Genomic DNA, 20,080 nt, shown 5'->3' with positions numbered 1-20,080 from the left:
ACCGCCAAAACCACCTTGGTTACCGCCGAAGCCACCTTGACCACCAAAACCGCCTTGGTTACCACCGAAGCCACCTTGACCACCAAAACCGCCTTGGTTACCACCGAAGCCACCTTGACCACCAAAACCGCCTTGGTTACCACCGAAGCCGCCTTGAGCGCCGCCAAAGCCACCAGCAGCTTGACCAGGTGCACCAGCAGGTGCGCCAGCAGGACGTGGATTACGTGCTGGAACAACTGTAGAAATCGCATGTTTATAAACCATTTGGCTTACAGTGTTTTTTAACAACACAACGTATTGGTCAAAAGATTCAATATGCCCTTGTAGTTTAATACCGTTTACAAGAAAGATAGAAACTGGAATACGTTCTTTACGGAGAGAATTTAAGAACGGATCTTGTAAAGTTTGACCTTTAGACATTTTATACTCCAAAAAAAAATTAAATATCAGCGCAAAAACTATCTTTATTTTTCAATTAAAATTTATAAAAAAGATAGTAGGTAAATTTTGCTTTATCCATGTAAGTTTCGCAAGTCTTCTTGAGCTTGCTTTATAGTCAAATAGGTTTTAAATTGGTGAGATTCTTGCAAAGAACGTAACCAAGTGTATTGACGTTTCGCTAATTGTCGTGTCGCGTATAACGATTTATCCTCCATTTCTTGTCTGCTTTTAAGACTTCTGTCACTATTTTTTAGATAATCTAAAGCTTGGCGATAACCAACCGAACGTGCTGAAGGTAAATTATCATTGAGATTATATTTTTCAATTAAAGCCTCAACCTCATTCAAAAATCCGATATTCCACATGTTTTTCAAACGAAGTTCTATTCTTTGATGTAATTCTACTCGATCTGGCAATAATGCATAGTTATGAAAACTGTAACGGTATGCTACATTTTTAGGTTGTTCTGCTTGTAATTTTGTAATTGCCTGACCTGTCAACCTATAGACTTCCAAAGCACGGATAATGCGTTGTTTATCACTCACTTTAAATTTTTCGCCTGCAAGTGGATCAACTGCTTTTAATTCTTCATACACCGCTTGCCAGCCTTCAGCCTCAGCTTGAGCTTCAATTGCAGCACGCACAGCATAATCCGCACTTGGTAAATTTGAAGATAAACCTTCAAGCAGTGCCTTAAAATATAACATCGTACCGCCAACCAATACTGGGGTTTTTCCTCGCACATGAATATCATCAATCAAACTGCATGAATCTTCCACAAATTCAGCCGCAGAATAAACCTGCAAAGGCGTGATAATATCAATAAGGTGATGTGGGTATTGTTCTTGTTCTGCTTTGGTTGGCTTAGCAGTTCCAATATCCATATCTTGGTAGACCAATGCTGAATCTACGGAAATAAGTTCCACATTACCACGCTCATAGAGTTCACATGCCAAAGCGGTCTTACCACTTGCAGTAGGTCCCATTAAATTGATAACAGGCAATTGATTTGACATGAACAACTACTCTCCTCGAGCAAATAATTTATCTAATTGTGACAATGGAAATGCGCGCCATGTTGGACGACCATGATTACATTGACTGGCAAATTCAGTTTGTTCCATCTGACGCAGTAAGGCATTCATTTCAGATAAACTTAACATTCTGTGAGCACGTACTGCGCCATGGCATGCCATACCCGCCAAAATATGATCACGTTTTGTTGCAATGCTTGCGCTTCATCATTTGGATCTAAATCATTCAATAATTCAGGGACAAGTGCAACAAAATCAGCCTTATGTAAAATCGCAGGCACACCACGAACGATGACTTGCTCATCACCATATTGATCAAGATCTAAACCTAAACGTTCAAGTTGTGGCTTTAATTCTTCAATCCGAATTGCTTGCATACGGGTAATTGAGATCACTTTTGGAATCAACAATTGTTGTGATGTCCAAAACTCTGGTTTGTCCCATGCCATTTTCATTTGTTGCAACAAAATACGCTCATGTGCGGCATGCATGTCTACAATAATCAGCCCTTCAGTATTTTGTGCCAAAATATAAATACCATGTAACTGTGCAATCGCAATCCCTAAAGGATATTCATCTACAGTTACTGTCTTCGCTGTATTTAATGCAGCTACAGATTGATCAAATGATGCTTGATCAGACAATCCATTCGCATGTTCTGTTGGCTCTGAGGCTTCACGCAAAGGCGCAAGATAGCTTTTTAAAGCATTATTGAGCTGCTGTGTGCCACGATATTGCTGTTGCGGCTGATAATGTACTGTTTGCGGTTGGTTAGAACTAAAATCAGTCAATGCCTCAGGTTCAGGAGAAGAATAGCCTGTCTGTTTGCTTAGGCTATTTTCTTGCGACAATGGCGATATTGTATCTCGATGCAATTGAAATTGCTCTTGATAACGTGGTTGAGGTGCTTGGCGATCCTGTTGCGCCTGCTCAACTTTCATTGCACTGGATAAATCAGCCGTTGCTGTTTGAAACTGAGATAAAGTTTCTTTGGCAAAATGGCGTACAAATTCATGCACTTCACGTTGATTTAAAAAACGAATTTCATGTTTAGTTGGATGTACATTAACATCAATATTTTCAGGATCAACCTCTAAAAATAACAAATATGCCGCATGTTGATGCCCATGTAAAATACCGTCATATGCCATACGCAGTGCATGTGAAATGGTTTTATCTTTGACAATACGTCCATTCACATAAACATATTGTAAATCCGCTTGCGCACGCGCATCGGATGGATGCCCCAACCAACCTGACAAACGCATGCTAATGCTATCTGCATCGATCCAATAAGCATTTTCAGTAAATGGACGACCCAATAACTGTTGTACTCGTTGAAAACGCAATTCACCACTATCTGCAACAGGAAGATTCAAGCGAATATTCTCGTTATGTTCTAACACAAAACGAATATCAAAATGGGTTAATGCAAGGCGTCTGACAATTTCTTCAATATGCCCAAACTCAGTATTTGGCTTTTTTAAGAACTTGCGCCGTGCAGGCACATTAAAAAATAAATCTTGTACCCGAATATGTGTGCCTTTTTGCATTGCAATGGCTTGAATTTCTTGGTGGTCAAACGCTGTGCCATTGACTTCAACTTGATAGCCAACCCCCGACTCATCCTGACTACTACTCAAAGTTAAACGTGAAACTGCCGCAATCGAAGCCAATGCCTCACCACGAAAACCCAAACTCACAATCGCTTGTAGATCATCTGCTGTTTGAATTTTGCTGGTTGCATGTCTTGTCACAGAAAGTGCTAAATCCTCAGCATGAATACCTTGACCATTGTCAATAATCTCAATCAAAGTACTGCCACCATTCGCCACCCGAATGATCAGCTCGGTTGCACCCGCATCAATCGAATTTTCAAGTAATTCTTTGACCACAGACGATGGACGTTCGATCACCTCACCTGCCGCAATTTGATTGGCAAGCGCAGGATGTAAGGTATGAATTCTTTTTTGGCTAAATTCTACTGTCGACATGCCAAGACCTACGAATAATTGCCCTGTAGTTGCGTATAGAGTGCTGCATCATCAAGTTCAATAATGACTTCCCGCATTTCCTCATCTTCAGTTTTTAAAATATTTAAAATCATATCTGCTTGTGGAATTTCATCACCACCTTTAGATGGCCATTCAAATAAAAATAAAGCATTTTCGATATCTAAATAGTCACGAATTCCCATCAATTCAAGTTCATAAGGATCATTTAAACGATATAGATCAAAATGAAAAACCTCTTGAGCATTGATTTTATACGGCTCAACCAAAGTATAAGTAGGGCTTTTCACTGCACCTTGGTGCCCTAATTGCTGCAACCAGTAACGAGTCAGTGTGGTTTTACCCGCACCCAAATCACCAATCAAATAAATCACACCTTGTGCAAAATTTTCCGCCAAAATATGGGCTAATTTTTGGGTATCTTGTTCATTGCTCAGATTTAATTTAAAGGAATATTGCATATTTGGCACAACATGGTGAAGACATGTCTACATCATAACATTTCATAGCTTTCAATGTAAAAATTACGATAGCAAAAGAAAAATTTCACATGATTTTTAAGTATATTTTAAACTAAATCTGGTCAACAAAATATGAATTGAGATTGACAGCAATACATATATCTTCCAATTCAAACGATAATTTTTGCTAAATCATTAACCAAAGCCTCAATTTGAGAATGACTTAAATTTGACAAAGTCATACGTATACCGAACGACGTATTTTCCACAAAAAAATCTCTTCCTATACGTACAGACCAGCCTTTTTCTAATAAATATTCGATACACTGTTGTGGCTGATCTTGTTCTAACCACACATTTAAACCATCATATTTTACAGCACAGGATAATTTTTTTTGCTGCATTAACGCTACAAAATACTGATTATTCTTTGCATAATGCTGTTGTGCTTTTGCAACCTGCTGCTCAAAACCATGCTGAGTCAGCAGTTGATAGACAATATCTTGTAGTAAATGACTCACCCAAGTCGTTCCCGCATTCATTTTTCGTGATAATAAATTTGCGGTATGTGGATCACAGCAAATAAAACAAAAGCGTAAGTCGGGTCCCAAAAATTTAGAAACCGAACGTAATACTGCCCAATTTTCAGCATTTTCGGGAATAATATGTTGATATTCTTCATTTGAAATCAGGGAAAAATGATCATCCACTAAAATCAATGTATTGGGATACTCTCTAAGCATATTTTTTATATTTAATGCATCTTCCATGGTTAAACTATAACCTGTTGGATTATGTGCACGTGGTGTAATAATTAGCGCTTTAATATTATTCTTTAAAGCTTGCTGAATATCTTTTAAATGATAACCTTTTTGATTAACATGAATAGAATGAATCTGATAATTTTGATTTTCTAAAATCTTAATACTATTAATATAACCCGGACTTTCAATTGCCACATGATCTTGTGCTAATAAATACGCAGATAATATTTTTTCTATACCATCTGTTGCACCATTTGATAATGCATAGCAAGCACTCGGATGACGCTTTAAAATATCAGAAAATATAGAATGGATTGCATATTCTTTTAATTCTTCATGATAAATATTTTCACCATATAATCCAACAGATAAATTTTTAAAATGAATATTTTGTAAATTTGGCAACAGTTTTTGATTCGGATTCCCATGAGTTAAATCACAAATTTCTGACTGTAGATTTGATTGCACCCCTTCGCCACCACGTAATTTTATGGGGCTTACTTGTGTTCCTAAGCGCTTATTGGTCTGAATCACACCTAACTTTGCTAAGGCAGCATAAGCTGTTGAAACTGTATTACGATTTACATTCAACTGCTGTGCCAAATCACGAATATTCGGCAAAGTGTCACCTTCCTGATAGACACCCTGTGTAATGAGAAGTCGAATACTATCTTGTATTTCTTTACCGTTCTTTCCTTGAATTTTCATACAATTTTATTCAAAACTATTCCCCCCCAATATTATAAGGGAGTTAAATTATTTAACCAATCTTTTAACATCAACTGTCCTGCCTGCTTTAACGCAGCACCATGTAATGCACTATCTGTCCTTAATTTTTGCAGATCAACTTGTGCTTTATTTAGCTCACAAGTATGTCCTATTAACCATTTTTCAATCGCTTGTGCATCCACTTCTGGGTGAAACTGCACCGCCAATATATGACGACCAATACAAAATGCTTGATTTTTATAATAATCAGAACTCGCTAAATGTGCACCTTGACTAGGTAAATCAAAAGTATCTCCATGCCAATGTAAAACATGTTGACCATCTAAAAAGCGCAGAGATGATGCAAGCCCAAGATCACTTAGCTGCAACTTCCCCCAACCTATTTCTTTATGATGTCCTGCATACACTTTTGCATCCAAAGCTTGTGCGATCAGTTGCGCACCCAAACAAATACCAAAAGTCGCATAGTTTTGTACTAAGCGTTGTTTTAAAAGCTGTATTTCATCCATTAAGAATGGGTAATTTTCAACTTCATAAACACCGATTGGACCCCCTAAAATAAATAAAGGGTTTTTAGATGTAAATGCATGTGTTAAATCATCCACACCAGCTTGAAAATAATGAATTTCATAATTTTCACATTCTAAAACCTCAGTAAAAACACCCAAATCCTCAAAACTTAAATGCTGTACAACATTCATTTTTTTCATTGCGAATATACCTTATTTGTTAGTATTTTGATTTTTCATAAAATCATATAAACTTTGGCAGAAGTATTGAATATCATCTTCTGTAATGAGAAAAGATGGCAATAATCTAATGATTTTATTTTGTGTTATATTAATAAGTATTTTATGCTGCAAATAGAACTGTTGTGAAATATCATCTATCCTTTCATTCAGTTCAATTGCAATCATTAAACCCACACCTCTTATCGATTTTATGCCATGTACACTGGTAAATTTCGACTGTAATTGATTAATAAAATATTCTCCTTTCTGTTTATTTTTTAAAATAAGTTCTTCTCTTTTGATAATCTCTAAAACTTTTAAAGCCACACGACAAGCCAATGGATTTCCACCGAAAGTTGAACCATGCAATCCTGGTGTTAATAAATCATTTAATTTTTGATTCACTAAACATGCACCTATTGGTAATCCATTTGCCAAACCTTTTGCAATGGTTAAAATATCAGGAATAATCTCTGCTCTTTGATGATAAAACCAATAGCCTGTCCGCCCTAAACCACATTGGATTTCATCTAAAATTAATAAAATTTTATGCTGATCACATATTTTTCTGAGTTGTTTTAAATATAAAGTCGATGCAATATGAATACCACCTTCACCTTGAATCGGTTCTAACATAATGGCACAGACATGATGTTGCTGGATCACCTTAAATATAGATTCGATACAATTGAAATCCACAAAAATAAAGTCATCAAGTAATTGACCAAATTTTTCTTTATATTTTTGATTTGAAGTTGCCGATAAAGCACCTAATGTTCGTCCATGAAAACCTTGATTCATCACAATAATCTTTGGATTTTCGATATTTTTTTCATAAGCATATAATTTTGCAATTTTAATTGCAGTTTCATTGGCTTCTGTTCCAGAATTACAAAAGAAACTGGCATGTAAATGTGTAATTTCAATTAGTTGATCACTTAGTTTTTCTGACCAACTATTTTTAAATAAATTTGAAAGATGGATATAGTTTTGTATTTGTTCCTGAATCTCAACATTTAATTCGGCATGTGAAAAGCCTAAATTATTCACACCAACGCCTGAAATCATATCTAAATAGCGAATACCTGATGTATCCCATAAATAACATCCTTCTCCTCGAATAAAATCCACATCTAATTTTTGATAAAAATGAATTAAACTACTCATACTTCATTCTCCCAGTCATTGCATATTTTAAAATCAAAATGTGTGGCAATGACTTTGGTAATCCCATTTTCAACAGTTAATATTCTTTTTTCGTTGTCACCTTTATAAATTTTAATCTCCAAGTCTTGCTGGGAAATACCCTGCAGAAATGCCGACAAATCTTGTTTGGGAAAGTTATTCCCTGTAACAAATTTTCCAATCAAACGTTGCTGATGAAAAAGCTCTACTTGGTAAATAACATCCATTATTTTTCTCCTTGTTCTGGCCAATAATATTCATCAGCTAAAGCACGATGACCAAAAATGGCTTGTCCAACCCGAATATCTGTTGCCCCCTCCTCAATTGCAATCTCAAAATCACCAGACATTCCCATAGACAAACGTGAAATATTGGGATAATCAATACGTGATTCATCCAATAATTTTTTTAATAATTGAAAGCATTGTCTAATCTGCGGCTCATGCTTGGTATGTAGCGCTAAAGTCATTAAACCCACAACATTGAGTTGACGAAATTGCTGCATTTGACACAAAAAATCTGCCAACTGTTCAGGCTGCATGCCATATTTACTGATTTCGTTTGAAGTATTGACCTGTATAAAAACATCTAACTTTTTGTCTATACATTGCAATTCTTTATTCAGCTTCTCTGCCAACTTAATACTATCTAATGCATGAAACTCTTGAATATATTGAATTATTTTTTTGACTTTATTACTTTGTAAATGCCCAATGAGAATCCATTCAAGCTTTTCATTTTGTAATCGTTCTGCTTTGCTGATGAGTTCCTGAACTTTATTTTCTCCCACATGACTTACGCCTAACGCCACAGCCATTTGAATCATCTCAGCAGATTTGGTTTTGGTCACTGGAATCAAACGAATTTCTTGTGATTTTCGATTTACTTTTAAACAAGCATTGGTAATACGCTGCTCTAATCGTTGCAAATTTCTACTGATTTCATCTGTATTCATAATCATTCAATGTTTTTTTGACCTAGGTCAAAGATAGTCTATAAATTGATTTTAAAATAGCCAGCACCACACAGAAAATGTAACTAAATATTTATAATTTGGATTTAATTATTTGAATTATTTGCACTGAATCCATGCACAAACAGATGCTTTTCATTAGAATATCTATCCGTTTTGCTTTTAATGTTTTTTTGAGAATGTTCACTTCAAAATTTAAGCCACCAATGATTGATGGGGTTAATGCCAGTCAAGTGTATCTCCCTAAACTTGCACAACCAACAACATTGTTTGCTTATTTATGTGAAAAATTTCCACATATCTCAGCCCAAGAATGGCAGCAACGTTTCCAAGATCAATTGATTTTTAATGAACAAGGGCAAATATTAAATTTAAAAAGTACGTATCCTGAAAATAGTCATATTTTTTATTATCGTTTTTTAGCGCATGAAATTCACGTACCATTTCAAGAACAGATATTATTTGAAAATGATCATTTTATTGTCGTTGATAAACCTCATTTTTTAACCATTAGCCCAACAGGACAATATCTCCAAGAAACCGTATTGGTTCGTCTAAAAAAAGCCACTAACAATCCTGATTTAACACCAATTCATCGTTTAGATCGTGAAACAGCAGGGATTGTTTTAATCTCAAAATGTCCTGAAACACGTGGAATGTATCAACAGTTATTTGCTGAGCGACGAGTACAAAAAGTTTATCATGCAATTGCAGCTTATCGCCCTGAATTAATATTTCCACAAGATGTCCATCTAAGAATGGAAAAAGGGCAACCTTTTTATACCATGTGTACTGTAGCAGGTGAGGCAAACTCACATACCGCAATTCACTTACTCACACACAATCACACTTGGGCAAAATATCAACTTAAACCTGAAACAGGCAAACAGCATCAATTGCGTGTTCATTTAAATCACTTAAATATCCCCATCAAAAATGATCCATTTTACCCCACTGTTATTCATAAAAATGAGGCTGACTTTTCCACTCCACTACAACTCCTTGCAAAAGAATTAAGCTTCAAAGATCCAATCAGCCAACAAGAAATGTATTTCTCATCACAAAAAGAACTGACAATAGAATGACATTGTAATGACAATAATTATGTTTTTTCATGTCTAATCATTGAATTACATTTAGTTTGATTAAAATAAAGCATCCGAACTACACTATTTTTTGGTTCATTCATGCGAAAAACCGAAGTCTATCAAGTACGCCTTGATTCACAAGAAAAAAAACAGGCTTTTGCTGTTTTTAAGCAATTGGGAATTACCCCTGCGCAGGCTGTACGTTTATTCTTTAAACAAGTGGTTTTAACCAAATCTATTCCATTTGCAATTGAAAATCAAAACATCAACATGGAACAGTTGTTAAAATTAAAAAAAATAAAACAGGATCACATAGAAACTACAGATGATGGTCAAATTTCAGATTTGGATGATGATGATATCTTTGCTGAGTTAAATGCGATCCTCAATGAAAAAAGTGACAAAACTTAACAGTGTCGTATTTTTAAACAATTTTTTTTGCTTGAATATTCTATTTTTTGGTTATGCTCTCTCATAATGATAACAAAACAGAGAGACAAAAAATGATTGTAAGACGTGCAACAGAAAGCGACTTAAAACAACTTGCAGTTTTGTTTGATGAGTATCGTCAGTTTTACGGTGCATCTTCAAATATTTCTGAATCTTATCATTTTTTAAAGCAACGTTTTGAAAATCAACAAAGTGTTATTTTTATTCACATCAAAGATGATGTAATTACAGGTTTTGTTTTGCTCTATCTAGGCTTTTCATCTTTAGCATGTTCAACCTATTATATTTTAGATGATGTTTATGTTACACCTGTATATCGCCGTCAAGGCTCAGCAAAACAATTAATTGATACTGCCATTTTATTTGCACGACATGAAAATGCATTACGAATCAGCTTAGAAACGCAAAAATCTAATTATCAATCTCACCAATTATATGAACAAATGGGCTTTGTCCGTGATGGTGAATTTATTACCTATCATTGTTTTTTGAAATAAACAGGCTGCATTTTCATATCATATTTTATGTGAATATTCATTTCAAATATTCAATAGATTCACTTTGATTTTTTGCAGCTTGTATCTGTTGTTCATTTAAATACACATACTGCCCTTGTTCAAGCTGCCCAAGATCAAGTAAGCCGACTTGCTGACGATGTAAAGTAACCACTTTATTTCCAACAGCTGCAAGCATTCGCTTGACTTGATGATAAACCCCTTGGTGAATGGTCAAAGACAACTTATTTTCTGCCAATTTTTCAACCTGACTCGCTGCATAAATGCCCTTTTCATTGCGTAATTCTACACCTTGTAAAAGCTGTTCGATTTGCATCGCACTGATTGGATCAGCTGTTTCTACAATATATACTTTAGGCACATGCTTTTTGGGATGAGTTAAAGCCTGCAAAAACTGTCCATCATCAGTCAGTAGCAACATACCTGTCGTGTCTTGATCTAAACGCCCAATGCACTGTACACCTCTGTTTAACAATAACTCATCCATTAAATCAAAAACACTGAAATGATGAGTTGCTTGATGTGAACATTCATAATCCTGCGGTTTATGCAGTGCTAAATAGACATGTTCTCTATACTGATATTCTTTGGTAAAAACCTGAAATTTTAGTTGCTGTTCTGCGATTTTAAATTTTACATCGGTGATCATTTGCCCGTCGATGCTCACCGCACCATTTTTAATTAATTGCTGACAATGTTTGCGACTACCAAAACCTTGTGACTGTAAAATTTTTTCCAATAACATCATCTATTCACCATAAATCAAGCCTCGCCATTGTAACGTAATCTCTGAGGATTGTAAGTTTTGCCCTAAAAATTCGGTTTATTGTTGCGATCTCGCTATACTATTCATGTTTTCCACCAATATTTTGCATGGCGATCATGAATTTTGCATCACATCTCGACTTAAACTTAATCGTACTTTTGGTTTTATTGGCATGTGGTATCTTCAGTCATAATAGTGCTGTGACGATTGCAGCTGCTGTACTCATCGTCTTTCGTATCACGCCATTAAGTGAGTATTTTTATTTACTGCAAAATCATGGTTTAAATATCGGCATTATCATTTTAACCATCGGCGTACTCACTCCGATTGCCAGTGGTAAAATTCCCGGTGATGTAATTTTAAAATCATTTCTCAGTTGGAAATCTTTACTCGCCATTGCTGTTGGGCTATTGGTGGCATGGCTAGGTGGTCGTGGTGTTAAGCTTATGACCAATCAACCCAATATTGTTGCAGGATTATTGATTGGTACGGTTGCGGGGGTTGCCGTTTTGCGTGGTGTACCTGTAGGTCCATTGATCGCTGCTGGGATTTTGTCGATGATCATCGGGCTTTCTTGATAATTTAAAATCGTTCACCTTGTCCACCCGATAATGTTTTTATTTAAATGCTAAAAAAACTTAATAATGGTTTGAATCACTACTGCATTAATAATATCAATAAAGAATGCACCACATAAAGGAATGATTAAAAAGGCTTTATGTGATGGTCCATAGGTATTGGTTACCGCTTGAATATTGGCAATTGCTGTTGGTGTTGCTCCCATTCCAAAACCACAATGCCCTGCTGCCAAGACTGCTGCATCGTAATTACTGCCCATTACTTTAAATGTCACAATACTGGTATACAGTGCCAAAGTTACCATTTGTAGCAATAAAATAATCACTAATGGACCTGCTAAATCAGCCAATAACCATAACTGTAATGATAAAAGTGCCATCGCCAAATAGAGTGAAAGCGAAGCGTTGCCAAAGACATCAATTGCTCGGTCAAATATTTTCACTTTCACCACATGTTCTAAAAAATTTCTCAGTAAAACACCACATGCCAATGCCCAAACAAAAGTCGGCAGTTCAAACCATTGCCCTTTGCTCACTTCAGTCATCCAATTTGCCACAAAGATACACAGTGAAAACATCCCTAAAGTTGTAATAGCATTGCTTGAGGTAATCAAACGTGTTTTTCGTGGAAATTCAAAAGCAGCACTTTCTTCCGCAGCAGGTGTATCATCATGATCCATGTGATCAATTTCTGTTGCTAACTTATGTCTTTTAATCAAAAACTTAGCCACAGGTCCACCGATTACACCACCGATAATTAAACCAAAGGTTGCACTTGCCATACCTAAAACTACAGCACCGTGAATACCATGTTCACTTTCAAGAATTGTACCCCAAGCACCTGCTGTACCATGTCCACCTGTCAATGTAATTGAACCGACAATTAAACCGATCAATGGGTCTAAGCCAAGTGCTTTAGCCAAACTCATTCCCACAACATTTTGTACTAACACAAAACCTGCCACACAGAACAGGAAAATCACCAGTGATTTCCCACCTTCTTTCAGTTTGACAAAGCTTGCACTTAAACCGATTGATGTAAAGAACATCAGCATTAAGGCTTTTTGGATACTTTCATTAAATGTCGCACTAATTCCTGCAAATTGATACAAAGCAAATGCAAGCATTGCAGCAATCAAGCCTCCAACAACAGGTTCAGGAATATTATAATTTCGTAAAAAAGATATTTTTTGAACTAAAATTCGCCCAATAAATAAAACCAATACAGCAATTACAATCGTGCCAAATGCATCTATTTCAAATGTCATGATCTATCCATTTATTCGATTTTATTGCTCTATTTAAATTAAATTTGAATATTTTTTCAGCTAGATAAGTGTAATTTAACGTGATATTTTTTGTTTTTATTTCAAAAAATAGAGATTATTTTCAATTAAAAAATGTACATAATTTAAATAAAAAGGATATTTACTGATCCTAAAAATCAAAAAATTATTCATCTGCAATAAAAATCACTTCAGCACCAAGGTGTCGCAACTCGACTTGTAAATTCACAGCAAATTTTTCTGCAAAATGTCCTAAGACGATTGGGAGTTGATCCGTTAAAGCCAATGCTTCTGCACCTGTTATTTTAAAATGTTGTTTAAGAAAATGAGCTATTTTTATTTTATTCTCACCAATGGTGGTGAGTATCAGTTTGCCATAAATCCAGATCTCAACGTGCAGTTCAACATCCTCTATTTCCGCTTGTAATGGTGTGCCCTCCTTTAGACTTTGATAAAGCTCTGCCCACAATTCACTTTTTAAATCTTTTTGAGTTTCAAGATATTGTATATATTCTTTTGTATTTTCGTCCAATTTGGAAAAATAAAATAATTCATCTTTAAATGCTTGTAGATTCGGAGAAATTTTTTCAAAGTCCCACCGACCACTTCCGTGTCTTGCATAATAGACAGGAAATCCTTCTGATGACTCATTCATTTTGATCATAAAGGGATCAGCAAAATAATTTTGGCAAATAACATAATATTCTGGCAACCAATCACCATTCTGTACCCCTGTTAAATCCTCACCTGTATTTCCATTAATCCGATAACCATCCTGAAAATCTTCAAATTGATTAATTTCAGGATAATGGTAGGGTAAACACATCATTTCCATCACGATCGGTTCGGATAAAAATTGCTGTAATGCTTTCGGTAATTCCATTAACTCCTCTCTTTCTGATTTTCAATAACATCAAGTGTTTATTTGAATACAATCAATACTTCAATGCATATTTATTTTTCTCAAAAATGTTAAATCTCCCACTCACCAAGTTGCGGATCAAATTTTGCAAACTCACCTGTATCCGTAAACTCTGAAGCAGTCATCGAAATTTCAAAACTGTCTTCTGGATTAAAACCTGCTGAAAAATAAATTGCATATCGTGTTAAATAAGCGACTGCTGAGCTTTCTGCATCAGATTTTTTAAAATGCAGCGTATCGTCTACAGTACGAATGATTTCATAATCATAGCTGAGTAATCTCGCTTTTAATGCTTTAAATTGAGCATCTGAAAATACGGTAAATTTTTCCACATGCTCAAAAAATTCTTCATCATTCGAATTTTCATAGTCACGCATTGTTTGGATATGAAAGAGCTGGATATCGAAACTCATTTTATTTTCCTTTTTTGATTAACATCATTATTCAGGCAATTTATGCCCACAATGTGGACAAAAACAATACTTATTCTTTTCTCGTTCTAAAGCTTCTTCTTTACGTTCTCGAATCAGTTGTAACACAATATCTTGCGTCTGTTCAGTGGATAAACCAACCTCTTTACGAATATTTTCAATTTTTTCCTCATCATCAATGATGTCAATTTCACAACTTTCTAATAAATCTCTAAACTTCAACTCAAGTTGTTGTTTGCGTAGCTCTAATTCATTGGCTAAACCATTGGCTAAAATACCTGCGGGTAATGCAGCCAAACCCACCCCAAGAATGGTGATCAACGCCCCTAAAAAACGCCCTAAAGGTGTGATGGGTGTGACATCTCCATAACCGACAGTCGTCAATGTCACCACTGCCCACCACATCGATGCAGGAATTGAACTAAAAACATCGGGCTGTACTCGACTTTCCACCACATATATTCCAGCAGCAGCCATCACGATCATGATTAGTAAAATAAAAATAACAGCCTGAAACGAACCTTTTTCTCGCTCGATCACTCGCAATAAAATCTGTAATGAAACAAAATATCGAGTCAGTTTTAATAGCCGAAGTAAACGCAAGATTCGTAGGAAACGTAAATCAATATGTACAAAGAAGTTAATATATGCAGGTAAAATTGCAAGTAAATCAATGATGGCAGCACCACTGGTCACATAATGCCAACGCTGTTTCCATTCAGACTCAAAAGGTTTTTCTTCCACCACACTCCAAAAGCGTAAAACATACTCAAGTGTAAATACCAAAATGGAAATATTTTCAAATGCATCAAAATAGACTTTGTAGAGCTTATAAATATCATTGATAGATTCAAGTAAAACCGCAACGACATTGCCAATAATCAGAAAAATCAGTAAAAAATTGACTGCACGGCTAAACTTGGTTTCGTAGTCATCATTATGTAAGTTGTTATAGACAAATCTGCGAAATGTATACCACGCGGTTATTCTCATGCGTCATGCTTTTGAATGTATTTAAATTCTAGTTATGGTAATACGTCATTTTTCGCTTTACAAATGTTCATACACTCTCGAAATATATTTTATACACTTCAAAAAACAGCATACCCAATACTCATAAATAAAATTTTATTATTATATAAATATTTATTATAGTATCTAACAAATTTTTTCTGTGCTGCTGCGCACTCTCACCTACCACATAAATGGATCATTTATGTCATCGCAAAAGCAAAGCCAACTTAAACATGGCTTAAGTAACCGTCACATTCAACTCATTGCTTTGGGCGGCTCGATCGGGACTGGACTTTTTCTCGGTATTTCACAGACCATTAAACTTGCAGGCCCTTCGGTAATTCTAGGCTATGCTATTGCAGGTTTGATTGCCTTTTTTATGATGCGCCAACTTGGTGAAATGGTGGTTGAAGAACCTGTCAGTGGCTCTTTTAGTTATTTTGCCTATAAATACTGGAATCCCTTTGCAGGCTTTATGTCGGGCTGGAATTATTGGGTACTGAATATTTTGGTCTGTATGGCAGAACTCAGCGCCATCGGCTTGTATATACATTATTGGTGGCCTGAAATCCCAACATGGATGTCTGCACTGGCTTTCTTTGTATTGATCAATGCCATCAACTTAATGCATGTCAAAGTTTTTGGGGAAATGGAGTTTTTATTTTCCATCATCAAAATCGTGGCAATCATCGGTATGATTGGCTTTGGTGCTTGGTTACTGACCAGTGGTCATGCAGGTGAAACTGCTTCTATTTCCAATTTATGGGCTTTGGGTGGCTTTTTTCCAAATGGATTAAGCGGTCTAGTCATGGCAATGGCGATTATCATGTTCTCCTTTGGCGGTATTGAATTGGTCGGAATCGCTGCGGCTGAAACTAAAGATCCGACCAAAACCATTCCTAAAGCAGTGAATCAGATCGTTTATCGTGTCTTGTTATTCTATGTACTCACGATTGTCGTTTTACTGTCGTTATTCCCTTGGAATCAAATCGCTGAAGGTGGCAGTCCATTTGTATTGATTTTTGATTCATTAGGCAGTCAAAGTGTTGCAACCGTTTTAAACTTTGTTGTGCTTACCGCCGCAATCTCGGTCTATAACGGCACAAGTTATGGAACAAGTCGCATGTTGCTTGGACTCGCTGAACAAGGCAATGCACCAAAGTTTCTTCGCAAGATTAATCAACGTGGTATTCCTTATGCGGCGATTTTAACTTCTGCATTGGTGACTTTGATTTGCGTCGTTTTGAATTATGTATTCCCTGAAAAAGCCTTTAAATTATTGATGAGCTTGGTGGTGTCAGCTATTGTGATCAATTGGATGATGTTGGCATGTACGCATCTTAAATTTAAACAGAAAATGCAAAAACTCAGTAAAACGACGCTTTTCCCTGCGATTGCCTATCCACTGAGTAATTATATTTGTATCGCCTTTATGCTCAGTATTTTAGTGATCATGTGGTTAACACCTGATATGCGCATTGCGGTGATTTTAATTCCATTTTGGTTGCTTTGTTTAACTGTGGCTTACAGATTGAAGTCAAAACAAAGTGAAAGCACTTAGATGTATAGCTTAGATAAAACTTGATGAATAAAATTTGAGTTTAAAAATAGGTATACAGTGTGTATCGTTAAAGGCACCCTTCCCTTAAAGATACACACTGTAAAATCAAAACCAGTCTCCCAAATGGTTTTGATTGAATAAGTTTAGTGTAGTGAAATACCAACTGAAATGTTTCTCTTATTTTGACTTTATTTACCTTATTTTTGAAAAAATTTTCTTTAATTTAATTTTTAGTGAAAAATTTTTCTAAATTTAAATCGATCTACAGTAATTAACATAACTTAATCAGTATATTTTAAAAATATTGTCAAAAAATTTACATATCATTTTTAAATACTGAAATTCAGCATACTAGCGCTTATTCACTTTTTACAACTTTAACTAGTTTTCTTTCACGTTTATTTTCATACATCTTTAAATCTGCACATTCAATTAACTGATCTATACTTTCAGCATCTTTCGGAAAAACTGCCAAACCTAAACTTGCGCCAATTTTTAAATCAACATTTTCAAATATAAAAGGCAAACCACATGTTTCAGCAATACGGTTCATCGCAGTTTTTGCCAATTCCTGATTTTCAACCGAAGATAAAATCACGGCAAATTCATCCCCACCTAAGCGTGCAACCAAATCGCCATGGCGTGTAGATAGCTTGATCCGATCCGCAATTTCTTTTAACGCTGCATCGCCCAAGCGATGCCCATATTCATCATTGATTCGTTTTAAACCATCCATATCAATCATTAAGATACCTAGTTTTTTATTATTCTGTTTTGCGGTCATCAAACCTTGACGTAGACAATCTAAAAATAACGCTCGATTTGCCAAACCAGTCAGTTGGTCTTGGGTTGCCAATTTATACAACTCTTGTGCCCCAAAGCGAGTGGCGTGGTACATCGCGGCTGCAATCAGTTCTGACATTAATGTTAAAAGTTGTAGATCACCCTCTTTAAATGCCGACACTTGTTCTGCATAGATTTTGAGGACACCAATCGCATCACCACAATGGATCAACGGTACAACTGCCATTGAACGTAATCCAACTTTTTGACAAGCGATTTTATCCACACGTACATCAAGTTCACTGTCTTCGCAATATAAAATTTTATTTTCTGCAACACATAAACCAGATAAGCTATTTTCTTGGCTTAAACGTAAACCCAAGAGATGTGCTGCTCCACCTGACACCGCTCGATAAACCATATCACCATCTTCCGCCAACTCGACCACAGCCCCTTTTGCTTGGGTGATGAATTGAGCCTGTTCTGCAACAAGCGTCATTACAGCATTCAAATCAAGTCCCAATTTAGCAATTGCTGTTTGGGTTTGAATCACAGCCATCAGTTGTTTTTGTGTTGGTTTCTTAGTTTTAGGCATATTCTCAAATACAATATTTGCGGATGATTTTATTTTAGAAATAATTTGATTTTTTGTATAGTTGCTTTCAAGATGGTTATTTGCATTTTTTGACAAACTTCAAATTATCAATTGTTTAATGTTGTTTTTTACAGCACTTCGACATAGATTTGTAGTTTTGCATTTCATAATAACCAATAGTGTTATAAGCTTTTTAATTGAAATATCATTTGATTTTGTCATGACAGAGACTGCCTACCAACTTGATCGTATTGATCGAAAAATTTTATCTGAACTTCGTAAAGATGGTCGTTTGAGCGTGACTGAGCTTGCTGAGAAGGTCAATCTTTCAACTTCTCCGTGTTGGACACGTTTAAAACGTTTGGAAAATGCCAATATTATTGATGGCTATACTGCAAATATTAATCCAAAAGCTTTAGGGATTAATGAGCTATTTTTCATTGAAATCACGCTTGAACGGCATGATGATGAGATTTTAGATGAGTTTAGTCATGCGCTTGCTAACATGCCCGAAGTAGTTGAAGCACATTTGGTCACAGGTGATTATGATTATTTGGTGAAAGTTGCGGTGAAAAATGCAGAACATTATGAGCGTTTTTTACGGAAAAATTTGTACTCTATGAAAGGGATTCGTCATACACGTTCTATTTTTGCCTTAAGACCATTAAAGCTAGCAAATAGTGCGGATTTGTTAATGATTGAGTAAGTTAATTTTTGCTGAAATATTCATGTAAATGTGGTTTAATACTCACAGTATGAGATGAGCCTTATATGAGTATCACGCGAGTGATACGACTAGCCCCTTAACCATAGGGGCTTTTTAATGTCTAAAATTTGCTTTTACAATTCAGCATTTCGCTTTAATACACAATTATTCAATGTCAAAAACCCATTTTTTAGCATCTAAATCGCTAGTTGTTTCACAGACATAGTAATCATGATCCCAAGCATCTTGGTTGAAAATCTCTTTCTTGAAATACGTGATTTGTTTGCCATTTTCGGTACAGACAAAGCTTTCACCTTGCTCTTTGACTTGTGTTCCGTTGAGGAAGCCACCTATACAGAGGAAGCGGGATTGTTTGGGCATTGTATTAAACCTATTTTCTAAATTCCCATATGTAAAACATACAATTGACCATTTGAATCAATAACTCTTTTAAAACATTGTGCTAACTTTTCAAATTTCTCAATAAGTTTATCTCGCGGATATATAACTTTTTTCTGTTTTAAACTATCTCGAACTATACGGTACACATCGCTATCACTAAACGGATCTTCGTCATCTGCCAATTGATAAGAAAAACTACCATTCAATTTTAAGATATCTGGTGAAATTTTTAAGATATTGATTAAATTTGAAAATAAAGCATATGCTTGTATTGCCCCTTCTGTTTCAAAAACAGTTATCGCATAGTAGTCCAAACCAGTTCTTTTTGTATTAATAATAGGACTATAAGTGGGAATCCATTTTAAATAATCCATAAAATACAAAATAAAATCATCATGTATAGATACATCATAAGGTATATCTTTCATAACTATATCGCATTTTGAATACGGATAACTTACTTTATCTAAGACAACAAAATCATGTACTAAAGCCATTTATTCACCATTGTATTTAAAGAAAATTTTGGTTTTCTGTTTTAAAATCCTTAATCAACATTAAACTTTTCTACTTTACTTAAAATATATTTCACCCCATTATAATAATATGTTTTTTCAACAATAAATGGTTTTTCATCTATATTTAATTTCTGG

At 35.4% G+C, this 20,080-nt stretch carries 22 protein-coding genes and 1 pseudogene; 6 read left to right on the top strand and 17 right to left on the bottom strand.

Going from position 1 to position 20,080, the window contains the following annotated elements; translation table 11 throughout:
• The 9 genes and pseudogenes from hfq to AVJ19_RS17225 all read right to left on the bottom strand — a co-directional run.
• Positions 1–420 (bottom strand): RNA chaperone Hfq (gene hfq, locus AVJ19_RS17265; protein WP_213067252.1); only part of this gene is annotated, 420 nt, incomplete at its 3' end.
• Between the two features lie 92 nt (positions 421–512).
• The gene (gene miaA, locus AVJ19_RS17260) at positions 513–1,457 is read right to left on the bottom strand and encodes a tRNA (adenosine(37)-N6)-dimethylallyltransferase MiaA (RefSeq protein ID WP_111860866.1); all 945 of its coding nucleotides are present in this window, start codon (positions 1,455–1,457) and stop codon (positions 513–515) included.
• A gap of 6 nt (positions 1,458–1,463) precedes the next feature.
• A pseudogene (gene mutL / locus AVJ19_RS17255) lies at positions 1,464–3,469 on the bottom strand (DNA mismatch repair endonuclease MutL).
• 8 nt (positions 3,470–3,477) lie between these two features.
• Positions 3,478–3,948 carry a tRNA (adenosine(37)-N6)-threonylcarbamoyltransferase complex ATPase subunit type 1 TsaE gene (gene tsaE / locus AVJ19_RS17250; protein WP_111860865.1) on the bottom strand — a complete coding sequence of 157 codons (471 nt, stop codon included), beginning with the start codon at positions 3,946–3,948 and terminating at the stop codon, positions 3,478–3,480.
• 170 nt (positions 3,949–4,118) lie between these two features.
• On the bottom strand, positions 4,119–5,420 hold the full coding sequence (locus AVJ19_RS17245) for an aminotransferase class I/II-fold pyridoxal phosphate-dependent enzyme (RefSeq protein ID WP_111860864.1): 1,302 nt from the start codon (positions 5,418–5,420) through the stop codon (positions 4,119–4,121).
• Between the two features lie 32 nt (positions 5,421–5,452).
• The gene (locus AVJ19_RS17240) at positions 5,453–6,151 is read right to left on the bottom strand and encodes a glutamine amidotransferase (protein ID WP_111860863.1); all 699 of its coding nucleotides are present in this window, start codon (positions 6,149–6,151) and stop codon (positions 5,453–5,455) included.
• Positions 6,152–6,163: 12 nt separating this feature from the next.
• Positions 6,164–7,339, bottom strand: coding sequence for an aspartate aminotransferase family protein (locus AVJ19_RS17235; RefSeq protein ID WP_111860862.1), 1,176 nt, complete (start codon positions 7,337–7,339; stop codon positions 6,164–6,166).
• Positions 7,336–7,584 (bottom strand): hypothetical protein, encoded by a 249-nt coding sequence (locus AVJ19_RS17230; protein WP_111860861.1) that lies wholly within the window; start codon positions 7,582–7,584, stop codon positions 7,336–7,338. The genes AVJ19_RS17235 and AVJ19_RS17230 overlap by 4 nt, the downstream gene beginning before the upstream one ends.
• Positions 7,584–8,312 carry a YggS family pyridoxal phosphate-dependent enzyme gene (locus AVJ19_RS17225; RefSeq protein WP_111860860.1) on the bottom strand — a complete coding sequence of 243 codons (729 nt, stop codon included), beginning with the start codon at positions 8,310–8,312 and terminating at the stop codon, positions 7,584–7,586. Before AVJ19_RS17225 ends, AVJ19_RS17230 begins: the two co-directional genes overlap by 1 nt.
• Before the next feature lie 197 nt (positions 8,313–8,509).
• On the opposite strand from AVJ19_RS17225, the gene AVJ19_RS17220 reads away from it, so the two are divergent.
• From AVJ19_RS17220 to AVJ19_RS17210, 3 genes are all read left to right on the top strand, one after another.
• Positions 8,510–9,415 (top strand): pseudouridine synthase, encoded by a 906-nt coding sequence (locus AVJ19_RS17220; RefSeq protein ID WP_111860868.1) that lies wholly within the window; start codon positions 8,510–8,512, stop codon positions 9,413–9,415.
• Between the two features lie 102 nt (positions 9,416–9,517).
• Positions 9,518–9,829 carry a type II toxin-antitoxin system RelB/DinJ family antitoxin gene (locus AVJ19_RS17215; RefSeq protein WP_111860859.1) on the top strand — a complete coding sequence of 104 codons (312 nt, stop codon included), beginning with the start codon at positions 9,518–9,520 and terminating at the stop codon, positions 9,827–9,829.
• 92 nt (positions 9,830–9,921) lie between these two features.
• Positions 9,922–10,365, top strand: coding sequence for a GNAT family N-acetyltransferase (locus AVJ19_RS17210; protein ID WP_111860858.1), 444 nt, complete (start codon positions 9,922–9,924; stop codon positions 10,363–10,365).
• Between the two features lie 37 nt (positions 10,366–10,402).
• Here AVJ19_RS17210 and AVJ19_RS17205 read toward each other — a convergent pair whose 3' ends face one another.
• The gene (locus AVJ19_RS17205) at positions 10,403–11,128 is read right to left on the bottom strand and encodes a pseudouridine synthase (RefSeq protein ID WP_111860867.1); all 726 of its coding nucleotides are present in this window, start codon (positions 11,126–11,128) and stop codon (positions 10,403–10,405) included.
• A gap of 137 nt (positions 11,129–11,265) precedes the next feature.
• On the opposite strand from AVJ19_RS17205, the gene AVJ19_RS17200 reads away from it, so the two are divergent.
• Positions 11,266–11,727, top strand: a complete 462-nt coding sequence (locus AVJ19_RS17200) for a DUF441 domain-containing protein (RefSeq protein ID WP_111860857.1) — start codon at positions 11,266–11,268, stop codon at positions 11,725–11,727.
• A 50-nt stretch (positions 11,728–11,777) separates the two neighbouring features.
• Here AVJ19_RS17200 and gltS read toward each other — a convergent pair whose 3' ends face one another.
• The 4 genes from gltS to AVJ19_RS17180 form a co-directional block, all read right to left on the bottom strand.
• Positions 11,778–12,995, bottom strand: a complete 1,218-nt coding sequence (gene gltS, locus AVJ19_RS17195; protein WP_111860856.1) for a sodium/glutamate symporter — start codon at positions 12,993–12,995, stop codon at positions 11,778–11,780.
• 184 nt (positions 12,996–13,179) lie between these two features.
• Positions 13,180–13,896 (bottom strand): hypothetical protein, encoded by a 717-nt coding sequence (locus AVJ19_RS17190; protein ID WP_111860855.1) that lies wholly within the window; start codon positions 13,894–13,896, stop codon positions 13,180–13,182.
• Positions 13,897–13,985: 89 nt separating this feature from the next.
• Complete coding sequence (locus AVJ19_RS17185) at positions 13,986–14,348, bottom strand: hypothetical protein (protein ID WP_111860854.1); 363 nt, start codon at positions 14,346–14,348, stop codon at positions 13,986–13,988.
• Positions 14,349–14,375: 27 nt separating this feature from the next.
• Entirely contained in the window at positions 14,376–15,359 is a 984-nt protein-coding gene (locus tag AVJ19_RS17180; RefSeq protein ID WP_111860853.1) for an ion transporter, read from the bottom strand.
• A 223-nt stretch (positions 15,360–15,582) separates the two neighbouring features.
• On the opposite strand from AVJ19_RS17180, the gene AVJ19_RS17175 reads away from it, so the two are divergent.
• A complete protein-coding gene (locus tag AVJ19_RS17175; protein ID WP_111860852.1) occupies positions 15,583–16,941 on the top strand; it encodes an amino acid permease in 1,359 nt (452 codons plus the stop codon).
• 358 nt (positions 16,942–17,299) lie between these two features.
• Here AVJ19_RS17175 and AVJ19_RS17170 read toward each other — a convergent pair whose 3' ends face one another.
• Positions 17,300–18,319, bottom strand: coding sequence for a sensor domain-containing diguanylate cyclase (locus AVJ19_RS17170; RefSeq protein ID WP_111860851.1), 1,020 nt, complete (start codon positions 18,317–18,319; stop codon positions 17,300–17,302).
• 220 nt (positions 18,320–18,539) lie between these two features.
• On the opposite strand from AVJ19_RS17170, the gene AVJ19_RS17165 reads away from it, so the two are divergent.
• Positions 18,540–19,025, top strand: coding sequence for an Lrp/AsnC family transcriptional regulator (locus tag AVJ19_RS17165; RefSeq protein ID WP_111860850.1), 486 nt, complete (start codon positions 18,540–18,542; stop codon positions 19,023–19,025).
• Positions 19,026–19,190: 165 nt separating this feature from the next.
• On the opposite strand, the gene AVJ19_RS17160 is transcribed toward AVJ19_RS17165, so the two are convergent.
• Positions 19,191–19,406, bottom strand: a complete 216-nt coding sequence (locus tag AVJ19_RS17160; protein ID WP_111860849.1) for a hypothetical protein — start codon at positions 19,404–19,406, stop codon at positions 19,191–19,193.
• Between the two features lie 17 nt (positions 19,407–19,423).
• The gene (locus AVJ19_RS17155) at positions 19,424–19,924 is read right to left on the bottom strand and encodes a hypothetical protein (protein ID WP_111860848.1); all 501 of its coding nucleotides are present in this window, start codon (positions 19,922–19,924) and stop codon (positions 19,424–19,426) included.
• Between the last annotated feature and the right edge of the window lie 156 nt (positions 19,925–20,080).

This window comes from Acinetobacter sp. CFCC 10889 (genome assembly GCF_003268395.1).
Lineage (GTDB): Bacteria > Pseudomonadota > Gammaproteobacteria > Pseudomonadales > Moraxellaceae > Acinetobacter.
This window is presented reverse-complemented; position numbering and strand designations above follow the sequence as displayed.

Bases quoted from the DNA above. Each gene is read 5' to 3' on its own strand.
- AVJ19_RS17235 (WP_111860862.1), bottom strand. From the start codon at position 7,339: ATGAGTAGTTTAATTCATTTTTATCAAAAATTAGATGTGGATTTTATT.
- miaA (WP_111860866.1), bottom strand. From the start codon at position 1,457: ATGTCAAATCAATTGCCTGTTATCAATTTAATGGGACCTACTGCAAGT.
- gltS (WP_111860856.1), bottom strand. From the start codon at position 12,995: ATGACATTTGAAATAGATGCATTTGGCACGATTGTAATTGCTGTATTG.
- AVJ19_RS17185 (WP_111860854.1), bottom strand. From the start codon at position 14,348: ATGAGTTTCGATATCCAGCTCTTTCATATCCAAACAATGCGTGACTAT.
- AVJ19_RS17215 (WP_111860859.1), top strand. From the start codon at position 9,518: ATGCGAAAAACCGAAGTCTATCAAGTACGCCTTGATTCACAAGAAAAA.
- AVJ19_RS17210 (WP_111860858.1), top strand. From the start codon at position 9,922: ATGATTGTAAGACGTGCAACAGAAAGCGACTTAAAACAACTTGCAGTT.
- AVJ19_RS17165 (WP_111860850.1), top strand. From the start codon at position 18,540: ATGACAGAGACTGCCTACCAACTTGATCGTATTGATCGAAAAATTTTA.
- AVJ19_RS17175 (WP_111860852.1), top strand. From the start codon at position 15,583: ATGTCATCGCAAAAGCAAAGCCAACTTAAACATGGCTTAAGTAACCGT.
- AVJ19_RS17200 (WP_111860857.1), top strand. From the start codon at position 11,266: ATGAATTTTGCATCACATCTCGACTTAAACTTAATCGTACTTTTGGTT.
- AVJ19_RS17180 (WP_111860853.1), bottom strand. From the start codon at position 15,359: ATGAGAATAACCGCGTGGTATACATTTCGCAGATTTGTCTATAACAAC.
- AVJ19_RS17160 (WP_111860849.1), bottom strand. From the start codon at position 19,406: ATGCCCAAACAATCCCGCTTCCTCTGTATAGGTGGCTTCCTCAACGGA.
- AVJ19_RS17190 (WP_111860855.1), bottom strand. From the start codon at position 13,896: ATGGAATTACCGAAAGCATTACAGCAATTTTTATCCGAACCGATCGTG.
- AVJ19_RS17205 (WP_111860867.1), bottom strand. From the start codon at position 11,128: ATGTTATTGGAAAAAATTTTACAGTCACAAGGTTTTGGTAGTCGCAAA.
- AVJ19_RS17220 (WP_111860868.1), top strand. From the start codon at position 8,510: ATGTTCACTTCAAAATTTAAGCCACCAATGATTGATGGGGTTAATGCC.
- AVJ19_RS17170 (WP_111860851.1), bottom strand. From the start codon at position 18,319: ATGCCTAAAACTAAGAAACCAACACAAAAACAACTGATGGCTGTGATT.
- AVJ19_RS17240 (WP_111860863.1), bottom strand. From the start codon at position 6,151: ATGAAAAAAATGAATGTTGTACAGCATTTAAGTTTTGAGGATTTGGGT.
- AVJ19_RS17245 (WP_111860864.1), bottom strand. From the start codon at position 5,420: ATGAAAATTCAAGGAAAGAACGGTAAAGAAATACAAGATAGTATTCGA.
- tsaE (WP_111860865.1), bottom strand. From the start codon at position 3,948: ATGCAATATTCCTTTAAATTAAATCTGAGCAATGAACAAGATACCCAA.
- AVJ19_RS17155 (WP_111860848.1), bottom strand. From the start codon at position 19,924: ATGGCTTTAGTACATGATTTTGTTGTCTTAGATAAAGTAAGTTATCCG.
- AVJ19_RS17230 (WP_111860861.1), bottom strand. From the start codon at position 7,584: ATGGATGTTATTTACCAAGTAGAGCTTTTTCATCAGCAACGTTTGATT.
- AVJ19_RS17225 (WP_111860860.1), bottom strand. From the start codon at position 8,312: ATGAATACAGATGAAATCAGTAGAAATTTGCAACGATTAGAGCAGCGT.